Consider the following 14,360-nt stretch of genomic DNA (forward strand, 5'->3'; position numbering starts at 1 on the left):
CCTCACCCTCCTGCGAACGGCGGGAGCACCTCGACCGTGCCGCCGTCGGCCAGCCGTACCGTCTCATGTCCGCGGGTGCCCACGGGGTCACCGTCGACGAGGAACGAGCATCGCCGCAGGACGCGCGTCAGTTCACCGGGGTGGCGCTCGCGCACGGCGTCGAGCGCCTCGGCGAGGGTGGCCGCGTCGTACGGCTCCTCGGCGACCCCGGCCGCGGCCTTCGCGGCGGCCCAGAAGCGCACCGTGACCTTTGGCATCCGGTTCCTCAACTAACGGTCAATGGGCAGCCGGTCGGCTGTGTACCCCGTCAGGCTAGCCCGCCCGTGCGGCGGCCCAGTCCCCGATCCGGTCCAGCAGCTCGTCCGTGGCCGCGTGCTCGGCGTGCCCCATGCCGCCCTCGATCCACAGTTCGCCGTGGTCACCGGCCGCGGCGGCGAGCATGCGGGGGTGGTCGAGCGGGAAGTACCCGTCGCGGTCGCCGTGCACGACCAGCAGCGGCGTGGGGGCGATCCGCGGGACGGCCTCCACGGGCGACAGCGGCACCGGGTCCCACTCGCGGTGGTGGATGCGCGTACGGAATCCGTAGCGGCTCACCAGCCGGCCCTCGGGGCGCGTTACCAGCCAGTGGAGCTTGCGCATAGGGGCGGTCCCCCGGTAGTACCAGCGGGCCGGTGCACTCACCGAAACCACCGCGTCCGTGGACGCTTCCGTGCGCCCCTCGCGCCCCGGCCCGTAGAGCGCCGCGTGCCGCAGCACCACCGAGCCGCCCATGGAGAAGCCGACGGTCGCCACGCGCGCGTGCCCGCGCTCGCGGGCCCACTCCACCGCGGCCGCCAGGTCGAGCACCTCCCGGTCGCCGACCGTGGACCGCCCGCCGGACGCGCCGTGGCCCCGGAAGGAGAACGAGACGACCGCCCCGTGCTGCGCGAACGCCTCGACCACACGCCGCACGTGCGGCTTGTCCGCGTCGCCCGTGAAGCCGTGCGCGATCACGAACACGAGGTCGCGGGAGGGTGTCGCGGAGACGTCGGACACGATCGCCGGCGGATCGTATACGGCATCGATCGGCACCCCGTCGTCCGTCGTCAGAAACGTCCGCAAAGGCATGCGAGTGACCGTCTCGGTATGTGGACGAACGGTGGAACGCGCCACACGACCTGCCGGAGTGATGCTCATGTGGGCTATTCTGCTGGGCAGAGGACTCGGGCAGCGTAGCCCCCGGGTCCTTTTGTGCTTTCGGAAGCGTTGTATACGAAGCGGGAATCACCGGGAAATTCCAGGTGACCGCCGATGTACGGGGCCCCGGGATCGCAGAGCAGGTGACACCGCACACGTCCTCGCAGGGACCGAGGAGGAACCAGACGTATGAGTTCTCTGCTGCTCCTGACCAATGCCCTTCAGCCGTCGACGGAGGTGCTTCCCGCCCTCGGCCTGCTGCTGCACAACGTGCGCGTGGCCCCCGCGGAGGGACCCGCCCTGGTCGACACCCCCGGCGCCGACGTCATCCTCGTCGACGGCCGCCGTGACCTGCCACAGGTGCGCAGCCTGTGCCAGCTGCTGCGCTCCACCGGCCCCGGCTGCCCGCTCGTCCTGGTCGTCACCGAGGGCGGCCTCGCCGCCGTCACCGCCGACTGGGGCATCGACGACGTACTGCTCGACACCGCCGGCCCCGCGGAGGTGGAGGCACGGCTGCGGCTGGCCATGGGACGGCAGCAGATCGTCAACGACGACTCCCCGATGGAGATCCGCAACGGCGACCTGTCGGTGGACGAGGCGACGTACTCCGCCAAGCTCAAGGGCCGGGTCCTCGACCTCACCTTCAAGGAGTTCGAGCTCCTGAAATACCTCGCGCAGCACCCGGGCCGCGTCTTCACGCGCGCACAACTGCTCCAGGAGGTCTGGGGCTACGACTACTTCGGGGGCACCCGCACGGTCGACGTCCACGTACGGCGGCTGCGCGCCAAGCTCGGGCCCGAGCACGAGTCGCTGATCGGGACCGTCCGGAACGTCGGTTATCGATTCGTTACGCCCGAGAAGGGCGATCGCTCCTCCGAGGACGCCAAGGCCAAGGCGGACCGGGCAAAGCCGGACACTGCGGACGAGGCCACCGCGCGGGACGGTGCCGAGGTGACGGCGGAGGCATAGCGGACCCCCGACGGGGGCATCGGTTCCGCACGGGCGGCCCCGGGGGATGCCTCTTCCGCCCTGCCCGGAGCCGGTATATCCGCGTAGACTCCGCGCGTGGCCAAGGTGACTAGGGATGACGTGGCACGGCTGGCGGGGACCTCCACCGCCGTCGTCAGCTATGTCATCAACAACGGACCCCGGCCGGTCGCCCCGGCCACGCGCGAGCGTGTCCTCGCCGCCATCAAGGAGCTGGGGTACCGGCCCGACCGCGTCGCCCAGGCGATGGCGTCGCGTCGCACGGATCTCATAGGTCTGATCATCCCGGACGCGCGCCAGCCCTTCTTCGGGGAGATGGCGCACGCGGTCGAACAGGCCGCCTCCGAGCGCGGGAAGATGGTGCTCGTCGGCAACACCGACTACGTGGCCGAGCGCGAGGTCCACTATCTGCGGGCCTTCCTCGGCATGCGGGTGTCCGGGCTGATCCTGGTCAGCCACGCCCTGAACGACCTGGCGGCCGCCGAGATAGACGCCTGGGACGCCCGGGTGGTCCTGCTGCACGAGCGGCCCGAGGCGATCGACGACGTCGCCGTGGTGATCGACGACCTGGACGGCGCCCAGCAGGCCGTCCGCCATCTGCTCGGGCACGGCTACGACTACGTCGCCTGTATGGGCGGCACCGCCGAGACCCCCGTCGTCGGCGACCCCGTCTCCGACCACGTCGAGGGCTGGCGGCGCGCGATGGAGGAGGCCGGGATCCCGACCGAGGGCCGGCTCTTCGAGGCGCCGTACAACCGCTACGACGCCTACAAGGTGGCCCTGGAGATCCTCGCCGGGCCCCGGCGCCCGCCCGCGATCTTCTGCTCCACCGACGACCAGGCGATCGGCGTGCTGCGGGCCGCCCGCGAGCTGCGCATCGACGTGCCGGGCGAGCTGGCGGTGGCCGGCTTCGACGACATCAAGGAGGCGGGGCTCGCCGACCCGCCCCTGACCACGGTCGCCTCCGACCGTTCCGCGATGGCCAGGGCCGCCGTGGACCTCGTGCTCGACGACGGGCTGCGGGTGGCGGGGTCGCGGCGGGAGCGGCTCAAGCAGTTCCCCTCCAGCCTGGTGATACGGCGGTCCTGCGGCTGCGAGGGCTGAGCAGCACCGCCGTACACCTTCAGGTGGGTCTCAGAACAGCAGGTTGTACTGGTTGAAGCCGGTCCCCAGCTTGACGCGCGAGCCGAACAGGCCGCTCGACGCCTTGTTCGTGCCGGGGTACAGCCACAGCGTGCCACCCGAGTCGCGGGCCATGACGTCGGCGACGCCGTCACCCGTCACGTCGCCGTTCGCCACGTAGGACGTGAAGTTCCAGCCGGTACGGGCCTGGATGCGGGACGACCACGGCGTGTGCTCCTGCTGGGTGCCGCGGTACAGGTACAGCACACCCGAGCTGTTGCGGACCAGCAGGTCGGGCTTGCCGTCGCCGGACAGGTCGCCGTGGCCGAAGATCTTCACGCCCTTCCATGCCTTGTCGACGACCTTGACGCGGCCGTAGAACTCGCCGGTGCCCTTGCCCGGGTAGAGGTAGACCGAGCCGTCCGAGTCCACCGCGACCAGGTCGGGGCGGGCGTCGCCGGTGAGGTCGCCGGGGATGGCGTACGACGTGTAGCCGCCCCACACCGAGCTGATCTGCATCCACGTGAACTCGCCCGTGGAGTGGTCGAAGTAGCTGCGGTGCAGCTTGCCGTCGGCCTTGTCGCGGACGATCAGGTCCTGGTAGAAGTCCCGGTCCAGGTCGGCCTGCAGGCCCCAGCTGATGCCCTCCCAGCCGTTGCCGGTGTAGGCCCGCTGCGCGAGGGACGTGCCCTTGCTGTCCTGCTCGAAGAGGTTGCCGGACGGGGTGCGGGCCAGCAGGTCGGCCTTGCCGTCGTAGGACAGGTCGGTGTCGTCGATGCGCGGCTGGGCGGCCCAGGTGTACGCCTTCACCTTGGTGAAGACGGGGTAGGCGCCCTCGGCGGTGCAGCCCTGGACGCCCCAGGACACGATGCCGATGATCTTTCCGCCGGAGACCAGCGGGCCGCCGGAGTCGCCGTTGCAGGGCGTGGTGGTGCCGGCGTCGCCGCCGGTGGCCGGGGTGCCCGCGCAGAGCATCGAGCCCTCGGCGAAGTCGTCCTCCCCGAGGACGCTCTGCATCGCGCTGTTGCAGGTCGAGTCGGCGACCAGCGGCAGCGTCGCGGTCTTCAGCTTGGCCGACAGGTCCGCGCCGTCGGCGCCGGAGGTCAGGCCCCATCCGTAGACGACGGAGTCACGGCCCGCCGTGTAGAGCGCGTCGTCGCTCGAGGAGGCCGGCTGCAGCGTCGGCATGTCCAGCGGGCGGTCCAGGGTGAGGACCGCGATGTCGTTCTGGATGGCCGTGGAGCTGTACTTCGGGTGGTTCCACTGGCGCCACACACCCGCCACGGTGCCGTTCGTGGAGTCGTACAGGTCGGTCGTCCCGGCCAGGACGGCGCCGTTCTTCACCCAGTCCAGGCCCGCGACGCAGTGGGCGGCGGTGAGGACCTTGTTCGGGGCGACCAGGGCGCCGCCGCAGAAGTAGCCGTCGCCGGTGGTGTCGTCGTAGTAGGCGAGCTGGACCATCCACGGCGCGCTGGAGATCGTCGTCTCGCTGCCGCCGATGATGAACGGGCTCGCCTTGGCCGTCCTCGGTGTGGCCGTCTTCTCCGCGGCCTTGATCACGCGGGAGTGCAGTTCCTGGTCCGGGACGGTGGGCTGCGGGGCGGTCTGCTGCTGGGCCCTCACACCAGGGTCGGGCAGTCCGTCCGACGCGTTCGCCGGCTGGGCGGCGAGGACGCCGGCGCAGCTGAGGGCGAGCGCGAGGGCGGCCGCGGGAAACGCCGTGGCGGGGCGTCTGAGGCGGCCGCGCAGGGCACGTATCACCTAGGTCTCCTGTGATGGTTGATGAGTAAAAGAGCGTGTACCGACCAAGATTGCGCCCCACTGATCACGCTTTACACAGGGCTTACACAAACCCGGGAAGTATTCGCCCGCCGCCTTCCGTGATCTCACGTCACGGCAACTTCCCGTTTCCCTTCGGCCCCGGCCGTGCCGCGTCTTTATATCGGGCAAACGAGGTTCTGCCGGGCTTCTCAGGAAGCACTCAGCGGACTCTCATGGTCACGGGACAAGCTTTCTCCATGACCGAGAGCTTCCGCCGCAGCGGCGAGTACGAGGACCCTTACCAGGGCGGGCAGCAGCACGCGTACCCCCGGCAGCAGCCCGCCCCCTCCCCCGTGAACCCCGAGTGGCCGCCCCCGCCGGCGCAGCCGCCGGGATACAGCGGTGACGGTGGCGGCCACGGCGGTGGCGGCTACGGCGGCGGTACGGCCCCCCTGGCCGCCGACCCCGCGTCCGCCGGGTCCGCACCGGCTCCGGCGCGCACGAAGCGGACCCGGGGACCGGTCGCCCTGCTGGCCGCCGTGGCGATCGTCGCCGCGGCCGTCGGCGGCGGTACCGCGTACGCCTTCCAGCAGCTGACCGGCAGCGACACCGTCGCCTCCAGCAGCACCAGCACGAACGTGGTGCCCTCCAGCAAGAGGGGCGACGTCGCCACCATCGCCGCGGCCGTGAGCCCGAGCGTGGTCGAGATCAGCGCCACCTCGAACGCCGGCCAGTCCACCGGCTCCGGCGTGATCATCACCAGCGACGGCGAGATCGTCACCAACAACCACGTCGTCTCCGGCGCCTCGTCGATCAAGGTGACGACCAACAGCGGCAAGAGCTACACCGCGAAGGTCGTCGGCACGGACAGCAAGAAGGACCTCGCCCTGATCAAGCTGGAGAACGCCTCCGGCCTCAAGGCCGCCAGCCTCGGCAACTCCAGCGGCGTGCAGGTCGGCGACACGGTCGTGGCGATCGGCTCCCCCGAGGGCCTGAGCGGCACGGTCACCAGCGGCATCGTCTCCGCGCTCAACCGCGACGTGACCGTCTCGACCGACGAGAGCCAGGGACAGGGCCAGGGGCAGGGGCAGGGCGGCGGCAACGGCCAGTGGCCGTTCTCCTTCGGTGGCCGGCAGTTCAACGGCGACACCGGCTCCTCGACGACGACGTACAAGGCGATCCAGACCGACGCCTCGCTCAACCCGGGCAACTCCGGCGGCGCGCTGATCGACGCCGCGGGCAACATCATCGGCATCAACTCCGCGATGTACAGCGCCAGTTCACAGTCGTCCTCGGGATCCTCCGACGCCGGCAGCGTCGGCCTCGGCTTCGCCATCCCGATCAACACCGTCAAGTCCGACCTGGCCACGCTCAGGGCGGGCGGCAGCGGCAACTGACCTTGTACGCACCAGAAGGGAGCACGTCATGATCAAGCGGGTGTCCCACCCGGTGTCCGGCCTCGACCCCGCCGGCCTCGCCCTGGCCCTGGAGGTGGCGTACGAACTGCACGCGCCCGTGGGCCGGGCGCCCGAGGTGGTGGCGGTTCCCCAGCTGATGGGCCTGCGCACCTCCGGGGCCCGCCCGCACCGGCGCAAGGTGCCGCTGAACCACCTGGCGGCGCTGCGCGGCTGACCGCGCATCCCCTGCTCCGTACGAGACCGCGGGGAAACATGCGAGGCTGAAGGCGTTCACCAGGTTCAAGCAGATACAGGTACTTTCAGCCCCTTGCCGATCCACCGCACCCGAGGAACCCGAAGCCCATGAGCCCCGCCGATGGCGACCGTGACCCCCAGCGCATCCTGATCGTCGACGACGAGCCGGCGGTGCGCGAAGCACTCCAGCGCAGCCTCGCCTTCGAGGGGTACGCCACCGAGGTCGCCGTGGACGGCGCGGACGCCCTGGAGAAGACGACCGCGTACCAGCCCGACCTGGTCGTCCTCGACATCCAGATGCCGCGCATGGACGGCCTGACCGCCGCGCGCCGCATGCGCGGTGCCGGCACGACGACGCCGATCCTGATGCTCACGGCGCGGGACACGGTGGGTGACCGCGTGACCGGTCTCGACGCCGGCGCGGACGACTACCTGGTCAAGCCCTTCGAGCTGGACGAGCTCTTCGCCCGCGTCCGCGCGCTGCTGCGCCGCAGCTCCTACGCGGCGGCCGCCCTCGCCGGCACGGACCAGGAGGACGAGGCACTGTCCTTCGCGGACCTGCGGATGGATCTGGCGACGCGGGAGGTGACGCGGGGCGGGCGGCCGGTGGAGCTGACGCGTACCGAGTTCACGCTCCTGGAGATGTTCATGGCCCACCCGCGGCAGGTCCTCACGCGCGAGCAGATCCTGAAGGCCGTGTGGGGCTTCGACTTCGAGCCCTCGTCCAACTCCCTCGACGTCTACGTCATGTACCTGCGCCGCAAGACCGAGGCGGGCGGCGAGCCGCGCCTCGTGCACACGGTGCGCGGGGTGGGGTATGCGCTGCGCCAGGGCGGCGCGGAGTGAGGAAGGTCCTGCGACGCTTCCAGACGCTGCCGATCCGGTCGCGGCTGGCGATGCTCGTCGCTGCCGCGGTGGCTTTCGCGGTGGCGGCCGTTTCGGTGACTTGTTGGTTCATCGTGCAGGGGAAGTTGTACGACCAGGTCGACGGCGACCTGAGGGACATGGCCCGGCGGCCCGGTACGGTCCAGGCGCTGCTGGCGAGGTGCACGCAGACCCCGCAGGAGAACACCCAGCCGTTCCACGGCCGGAACGACTACGTCCAGGCGATCAAGGAACAGGGCCGCCCCTGCGTCGACCCGAACTCCCCCGGCACGGTCAAGGTCACCGGCGCCGACAAGAAGGTCATCAGGGACGCCAAGCCCAATGCCGGGTTGTTCCGTGACGGCACGGACGAGGACGGCAACGCGGTACGGGTGCTGACCCTGTACCTGGGCGTCGACACGAACGACTCGAAGGGGGTCGCCGTGCTCCTGGCGACCCCGCTCAGCAGCACCCGGTCCACCCTCAACGAACTCGCCCTCATCCTTCTCCTCGTCTCCGGTGTCGGAGTGCTCGGCGCGGGCGCGGCAGGACTGGCCGTCGCCCGGGCGGGGCTGCGGCCCGTGGACAAGCTCACGGAGGCCGTGGAGACCGTCGCGCGGACCGAGGACCTGAGTGTGCGGATTCCCGTGGAGGACGACGCCGAGGACGAAGTCGCGCGGCTGTCGCGATCGTTCAACTCGATGACGTCCGCCCTGGCCAGCTCCCGTGAACTGCAGCAGCAGCTCATCGCGGACGCCGGGCACGAACTGCGCACCCCGCTCACCTCGTTGCGGACGAACATCGAGCTGCTCAGCCGGAGCGAGGAGACCGGCCGCCCCCTGCCGGAGGCGGACCGCAAGGCGCTGCTCGCGTCCGTGAAGGCGCAGATGACCGAACTGGCCGCGCTGATCGGCGACCTTCAGGAGCTGTCGCGGTCGGAGGGCCAGCGCGGCGAGCGCGTGCAGGTCGTCTCGATGGAGGACACCGTGGAGGCAGCGCTGCGCCGCGTCCGGCTGCGCGGCCCGGAGCTGACGATCAAGGCGGACCTGCAGCCCTGGTACGTACGGGCGGAGCCGGCCGCGCTGGAGCGGGCGATCGTCAACATCCTCGACAACGCGGTGAAGTTCAGCCCGGAGCACGGCACGATCGAGGTGGAGCTCGGCAGCGGCATCCTGACCGTCCGCGACCACGGCCCCGGCATCGCCGCCGACGAACTCCCCCACGTCTTCGACCGCTTCTGGCGCTCCCCCAGCGCACGCGCGCTGCCGGGCTCGGGTCTGGGCCTGTCCATAGTGGCCCGCACCATCCAGCAGGCCGGCGGCGAGGTCACGCTGGAACGGGCCGAGGGCGGCGGCACGGCGGTGACGGTACGGCTGCCGGGGGCACCCATACCGCCGCCGGAGGCCCCGGAGGCGCCGTAGCGGGCCCGGGTGGGCGACCGCCACCGCCGGCGGATCCGCCTCCGTCCCCCTCGGCCACACCCTCCGGGCTACCACCTGAGGATCATGGTCTCGTCGTGCGCCGGCGGTACGTCGGCCGCGGCGTCCGGCAGTGGCTCGGCGAGCCGCGCGTAGGCGCCCCGCCCGGCGAGGAGTTCCCGGTGGGTGCCCGCCTCCACCAGCCGGCCGTTGTCGACGACCAGGATCCTGTCCGCGTCCGGCGCGAGGCTCAGATCGTGCGTGATCATGATCGTCGTTCGGCCCGCCGCCAGCCTGCGCAGCGGCTGCACCACCTGGCGTGCGGCGACCGCGTCCAGGCCCGCCGTCGGCTCGTCCAGGACGAGGACCGGTGCGGTGCGCAGCATCGCGCGGGCGATGGCGATGCGCTGGAGCTGGCCGCCGGAGAGGGCGGCCGTGCCGGGCGCGAGGTGGGTGTCGTAGCCCTCGGGCAGGGCGTCGATGAAGTGGTGCGCCGCCGCCTCCCGGGCCGCCCGCTCGATCTCGGCGTCGCTCGCGCCGGGCCGTCCGCAGGCGATGTTCTCCCGGATCGTGCCGCTGAGGACGAGCGTCTCCTGGGGCAGCAGGACCACGTTCTCGCGCAGGAACTCCAGGCTCATGTCCGTGAGCGGGACGCCGTCCAGGGTGATGGTGCCCTGCGAGGGGTCGTAGAAGCGGGTGAGGAGTTTGGACAGGGTCGACTTGCCGGCGCCGCTGGAGCCGGTGACGAGGACCAGCTCACCGGGGCCCGCGGTGAAGGTCACGTCGCGCAGGGAGGCGCGGGGCGAGGCGGGGTAGCGGAAGGACACGTCGTGGAAGGCGACCCAGCCGCGCACCGGCCACGCGGGGACCGGTGCGGCGGGGTCGGTGACGGCGGGCCTCGCGTCGAGGATCTCGTTCAGGCGCTGGGCCCCCGCGGTCGCGGCGGTGAGGGTGAGACCGAGCTGGCCGAGGCTGCGGACCGGCGGGTAGAGGTAGCCGATGAAGGCGGCGAAGGCCAGGAGCTGGCCCAGGGTCATGCGGCCTGCCGAGATCTCCCAGACGCCGAGGCCGATCACCGCGAGGACGCACAGCGTCTCGACGACCTCGACGAACTGCTCGTACATCTCGCTCAGCCGGGCCCCCCGCACGGACGCCTTCATCCAGGCGCGGGCCTCGCGGTCGAGCCGCTGCTCCTCGTCCCGGCCGCGGTTGTACGCCTGGGTGAGGACGATGTTGCCGAGCGACTCCTCCACCACGGAGGTGATCGCGCCGTCGGCGACCCGCTCGTCCTGAGAGGCGGTCCTGATACGGCCGGAGAAGCGGCGGGCGGCGAGCAGGAACAGGGGCGCGAGGACGAAGGTGGCCAGGGCCAGGTCCCAGCGCAGATACAGGGCGGCGGCCGCGTAGAAGACGGCCGAGAAGGCGGCGGAGACCGTGCCGGCCACGCCGGAGACGACCAGCTGCTCGATGGCCTCGACGTCACCGGTCAGCCGCTCCACCAGGTCGCCGTGGCGGTGCCGCTGGAAGAAGTGCGGAGGGAGCCGCTGGACGTGCCGGAACACGCCCGCCCGCAGCCGCAGCACGAATCTCTCGGCGGTCCAGGTGGCGAGCGAGTTGCCGAGGTAGCCGACGAGCGCGCCGAGCGCGGCCACGCCCAGCCAGGCGCCCGCCGGGCCCCAGAAGGCGGCGAGCGAACCGGCCTTCAGGGCATGGTCCGTGAGCTCGGCGAACAGCAGGATCGAGGCGGTCTCGGCGAGCGCGGCCACCACCACGCACCCGACGATCACCGCTAGCCATCTGCGGTCGCCGCGGGTCAGCGGCCAGAAACGGCGGAATGCCGCACGGACCTCGCTCATGGTCGACTCCCTTCGGGCGCAAGGCCCTGGAAATGGCCGAGGCGGGGCCACCGGCGCGAGCGCATGTTCGCTGCGACCGGTGGCCCCGCCTCGCGCGGGAACTCAGTGCTTGTGGCCGACGGGCCGCTTCGGGGCGGGCTTCTTCGGCGCCTTCTTCTTCGGGGCCGGAGCGGGCTTGTGGGCCTTCTTCACCGGGGCGATCTTGTGGAAGCTCATGGTGTTCTCCTTCGCTTTCGCGTTGTTCGCTTTCGACATGGAAAACACTACGGCATTTCCGAAGGCGGAAAAGCGAATTTGCCTTGGAAGTCAATAAGAACGAATGTGCATTGCCTCTGAAACTAAAATCTCAGAGAAACCCGGGAACCGAACCCGCATTCACACAGGATTTATCCGACGGCCAGACCCGCGCCCACGATCCGCACCCTGATCCCGTCCTTCTCCACGCGTACGTCCCTGAGCCGCAGCGCGCCGCGGTGCGGTGCCGGCAGCCGGAAGCCGAGGGAGAGGCGGTCGGCGAGGACGGGGCGGGTGAGCCGGGGCAGTTCGTTCAGCAGGGCCGGGTCGAAGCCGAGGCGCTTGAGCAGGGCGGGGTGGGACAGGGCCAGGTCGATCAGGTTCAGGCGCATGGCCCGGTGGATGAAGCGCGGTGTGCCGGTCACCCGCGCCAGCTTGTCGTCGGAGCGCAGGGCCTCGCGTACGACGGGGTCGGGCACGCCGAGCCGCCGGATCACCGCCGGGACCGAGAACAGCGCCTTCGCCTTGCGCGTCTCGCGCGTGAGGCGCGCGACGGAGCGGTGGGTCAGGTGCAGGCCCTCGGAGGCCCGGGTGCCGGGCCGGTAGGTCGCCAGGTCGCCGATGTCCAGCTGCATGCCGCCGATCTGCGTGGCGATGCCGTGGTCGCCGTCGCGGCCGATGCGGGCGTCCGCACGCAGCCGGAGGTCGTGGCCGGCCACCGGGAAGGTACCGCGGGCCAGCACCCGGTCATGCCCTCGGCCGGTGAACGTGACCTGGGAGGCGCCGAGTTCACGGTTGAGGTCGGCGAAGGAGAGCAGGACGTCGCCGTCGAGCCGGGGAATTCCCGCGCCCCGTACGGACGTCGGCCCGTCGGGGGCGTCCAGCCGTACGTCGTGTGCGGTGGCCGTGACCTTGGCGAGCGTGACCCTGGAGGCCGCGACGTCCGGCACGGTCACCCGCACCGACTGCAGCCGCCCGTCGGCGAGTTGGGTGAGGAAGGGAAATCCGGCGATGTCCACTTCGGGCGCCGCGGTCAGCTTCATCCGGTCCTTGAGGACCTCGGCCGCGCGGTGTTCGGCGTAGAGCAGCGCCCAGCGGTCGGCGAGCGTGAGGAAGGCGGTGAGGACACAGAGGCCCGCCACCGCCTTGAGCACGAGGGGCAGTCCGGCGAGGCGGCCGCGTTTGCGGCGGCGGCTGCCTCGCCGGTGGTTGGGCGGGGCCCAGGGCTCCTCGTCCTCCTCACCCTCGTTCGCGACAAAACCGTCGAAGGCGTCAAAGATGTTTATACCGGCATGCGTCGATATGTGGGGGGTACGCATCGAACCATCCGATCATGCGCACCGGCCCCACACGCAACCTCTACCGCCGCTGTGCGAGCTAGCTCACGATCGTGATCCGGCCGGGCACGGGAGGTGAAATCGGGCTCGACGCCGAGGAGTTGGCCGTCATGTACTTCTCCAGGGCCGTCAGGTCGTCCGTGCCGACCAGGTCGTTCGTGCCCTGTCCCAACGTCGTGAAGCCGTCGCCGCCGCCGGCGAGGAAGCTGTTGGTCGCGACGCGGTAGGTGGCGGCCGGGTCGATCGCGGCGCCGTTCAGCCTGATGGAGTCGGTGACGACCCGGTCCGCGCCGGTCTTCGTCAGATCCAGGGTGTACGTCAGGCCCGACGACGGCTGGAGGACCTTCGGGGAGCTCGAGTTCCCGCCGCTCACCTGCTCCTTGAGGACCTGGACCAGCTGGGCGCCGGTGAAGTCCTGAAGGTTCACGGTGTTGGAGAACGGCTGCACCGTGAAGCCCTCGGCGTAGGTCACCACGCCGTCGCCCTCGCTGCCGGTGGCCTGGTAGGTCAGGCCCGCCCGCACGCCGCCCGGGTTCATCAGCGCGAGGTCGGTCTCCGGGTCCAGCTCCTTGCCGTACGCCAGTTGGGCGTCGGCGATGAGGTCGCCCATCGGGGACTCGGTGCCGGTGCTCGGCACGTCGGCCGAGATGTAGCCGATGGGGCGGTTGCCGATCGGCGCCGCGAGGGTGTTCCACCTGCCTATCAGCGCGGTCATGTCGGGCGCCTTGGCGACGGTCCGCGTGACCACGTGGTTCGCCGACTTCACCGACGTACGGGCGATGTCACCCGTGACGCGGTCGTACGTCAGCGTCGTGTCCGTGTAGAGGCGGCCGAAGGACGCGGCCGAGGTGACCATGCGGGGCTTGCCCGAGGGGTCGGGGATCGTGCAGACGTACGCGTTGTGGGTGTGCCCGGTGACCAGGGCGTCCACGGCCGGCGTGATGTTCTTGGCGATGTCGACGATCGGGCCGGAGATGCCGCTGCCCGCGCCCGCGGAGTCGCAGTCGTAGTTGTAGGCCCCCGAGGCCGGGAAGCCGCCCTCGTGGATGAGCGCGACGATCGACTTCACGCCCTGCTTCTGCAGCACCTTGGCGTACTTGTCGATCGTCTCGACCTCGTCCTTGAACTTCAGGCCCTTGACGCCCTCGGCGGAGACGACGTCGGGGGTGCCCTCCAGCGTCACGCCGATGAAGCCGATCTTGACGCCGTTCTTCTTCCAGACCCAGTACGGCCTGAGGATCGGCTTGCCCGTCTTCTCGTCGAGGACGTTGGCGGCGAGGTACGGGAAGTCGGCGCCCTTGAACTTCTTGTCGGTGTAGCAGCCGTCGGTGGGGTGGCAGCCGCCGTTCTGCAGGCGGGCCAGCTCCTTCGCACCCTCGTCGAACTCGTGGTTGCCGACGGACGTGACGTCCAGGTCGAGCTTGTTCAGCGCCTCGATGGTGGGCTCGTCGTGGAACAGGCCCGAGATCAGCGGGGAGGCGCCGACCATGTCGCCGCCGGCCGCGGTGACGGAGTACGGGTGGCCCTTGCGGGCGTCGCGCAGGTGGGTCGCGAGGTACTCGACGCCGCCCGCGTCGACGGTCTTCGTCGTGCCGTCGGGCTGGAGCTCGGTGACCCGCCCGGAGGAGCCGGCCGGCGGCTCCAGATTGCCGTGCAGGTCGTTGAAGGACAGCAGTTGCACGTCCTGGTAGCGGCTCGGGCCGTGGTGGCCGCCGCCCTTGGACTCGTGCGCGTCGGCCGGAAGCGCTGCGGCGAGCGCTCCGGCGGTGGCGAGACCGGCGGCCGCGGCGACGAGACGGAGCGTCCGTCTGTGGCGCGGACTCGGCTGGGAAGTGGCTGACATACGCCCCCCTGTAGGTCTGCTGAGGAAGTGGACCGTCCGGCGCAGAATAGGGTCAACGCGCGTAGCGCGAAAAGGGATACGTGGTTACATCCTGGTTTCCCTTTGCCTCT

General features: G+C 70.8%; 12 protein-coding genes. 6 read left to right on the forward strand and 6 right to left on the reverse strand.

All coding sequences use genetic code 11. The features are described 5' to 3' along the window. Positions 1 to 2: 2 nt before the first annotated feature. Positions 3 to 257, reverse strand: a complete 255-nt coding sequence (locus ACIBN2_RS22645) for a MoaD/ThiS family protein (RefSeq protein WP_393871096.1) — start codon at positions 255 to 257, stop codon at positions 3 to 5. A gap of 55 nt (positions 258 to 312) precedes the next feature. Then, positions 313 to 1,176 (reverse strand): alpha/beta hydrolase family protein, encoded by an 864-nt coding sequence (locus ACIBN2_RS22650; RefSeq protein WP_399136596.1) that lies wholly within the window; start codon positions 1,174 to 1,176, stop codon positions 313 to 315. Between the two features lie 189 nt (positions 1,177 to 1,365). On the opposite strand from ACIBN2_RS22650, the gene ACIBN2_RS22655 reads away from it, so the two are divergent. Together ACIBN2_RS22655 and ACIBN2_RS22660 are read left to right on the forward strand one after the other, a co-directional pair. After that, positions 1,366 to 2,145: a winged-helix domain-containing protein gene (locus ACIBN2_RS22655; RefSeq protein WP_399136597.1), complete on the forward strand. Its 780-nt coding sequence runs from the start codon at positions 1,366 to 1,368 to the stop codon at positions 2,143 to 2,145. Between the two features lie 96 nt (positions 2,146 to 2,241). Next, positions 2,242 to 3,267 (forward strand): LacI family DNA-binding transcriptional regulator, encoded by a 1,026-nt coding sequence (locus tag ACIBN2_RS22660; protein ID WP_399136598.1) that lies wholly within the window; start codon positions 2,242 to 2,244, stop codon positions 3,265 to 3,267. A gap of 30 nt (positions 3,268 to 3,297) precedes the next feature. On the opposite strand, the gene ACIBN2_RS22665 is transcribed toward ACIBN2_RS22660, so the two are convergent. Then, complete coding sequence (locus ACIBN2_RS22665) at positions 3,298 to 5,046, reverse strand: trypsin-like serine protease (protein WP_399136599.1); 1,749 nt, start codon at positions 5,044 to 5,046, stop codon at positions 3,298 to 3,300. A gap of 257 nt (positions 5,047 to 5,303) precedes the next feature. Here ACIBN2_RS22665 and ACIBN2_RS22670 point away from each other — a divergent pair, with 257 nt between their 5' ends. From ACIBN2_RS22670 to ACIBN2_RS22685, 4 genes are all read left to right on the forward strand, one after another. Continuing rightward, entirely contained in the window at positions 5,304 to 6,443 is a 1,140-nt protein-coding gene (locus tag ACIBN2_RS22670; protein ID WP_399136601.1) for a S1C family serine protease, read from the forward strand. A 28-nt stretch (positions 6,444 to 6,471) separates the two neighbouring features. Further along, positions 6,472 to 6,678 (forward strand): hypothetical protein, encoded by a 207-nt coding sequence (locus ACIBN2_RS22675; protein WP_399136603.1) that lies wholly within the window; start codon positions 6,472 to 6,474, stop codon positions 6,676 to 6,678. Between the two features lie 128 nt (positions 6,679 to 6,806). Beyond that, positions 6,807 to 7,544: a response regulator transcription factor gene (locus ACIBN2_RS22680; protein ID WP_399136605.1), complete on the forward strand. Its 738-nt coding sequence runs from the start codon at positions 6,807 to 6,809 to the stop codon at positions 7,542 to 7,544. Further along, positions 7,541 to 8,983 carry an ATP-binding protein gene (locus ACIBN2_RS22685; RefSeq protein WP_399136607.1) on the forward strand — a complete coding sequence of 481 codons (1,443 nt, stop codon included), beginning with the start codon at positions 7,541 to 7,543 and terminating at the stop codon, positions 8,981 to 8,983. Before ACIBN2_RS22680 ends, ACIBN2_RS22685 begins: the two co-directional genes overlap by 4 nt. A gap of 68 nt (positions 8,984 to 9,051) precedes the next feature. Here ACIBN2_RS22685 and ACIBN2_RS22690 read toward each other — a convergent pair whose 3' ends face one another. From ACIBN2_RS22690 to ACIBN2_RS22700, 3 genes are all read right to left on the reverse strand, one after another. After that, positions 9,052 to 10,836, reverse strand: a complete 1,785-nt coding sequence (locus ACIBN2_RS22690) for an ABC transporter ATP-binding protein (RefSeq protein WP_399136609.1) — start codon at positions 10,834 to 10,836, stop codon at positions 9,052 to 9,054. Between the two features lie 386 nt (positions 10,837 to 11,222). Further along, a complete protein-coding gene (locus ACIBN2_RS22695) occupies positions 11,223 to 12,389 on the reverse strand; it encodes a DUF2993 domain-containing protein (RefSeq protein WP_399136611.1) in 1,167 nt (388 codons plus the stop codon). Between the two features lie 58 nt (positions 12,390 to 12,447). Then, on the reverse strand, positions 12,448 to 14,250 hold the full coding sequence (locus tag ACIBN2_RS22700; RefSeq protein ID WP_399136613.1) for a bifunctional metallophosphatase/5'-nucleotidase: 1,803 nt from the start codon (positions 14,248 to 14,250) through the stop codon (positions 12,448 to 12,450). Positions 14,251 to 14,360 lie beyond the last annotated feature (110 nt).

The organism is Streptomyces sp. NPDC050534, assembly GCF_044457745.1.
In the GTDB taxonomy this organism is placed as follows: domain Bacteria; phylum Actinomycetota; class Actinomycetes; order Streptomycetales; family Streptomycetaceae; genus Streptomyces.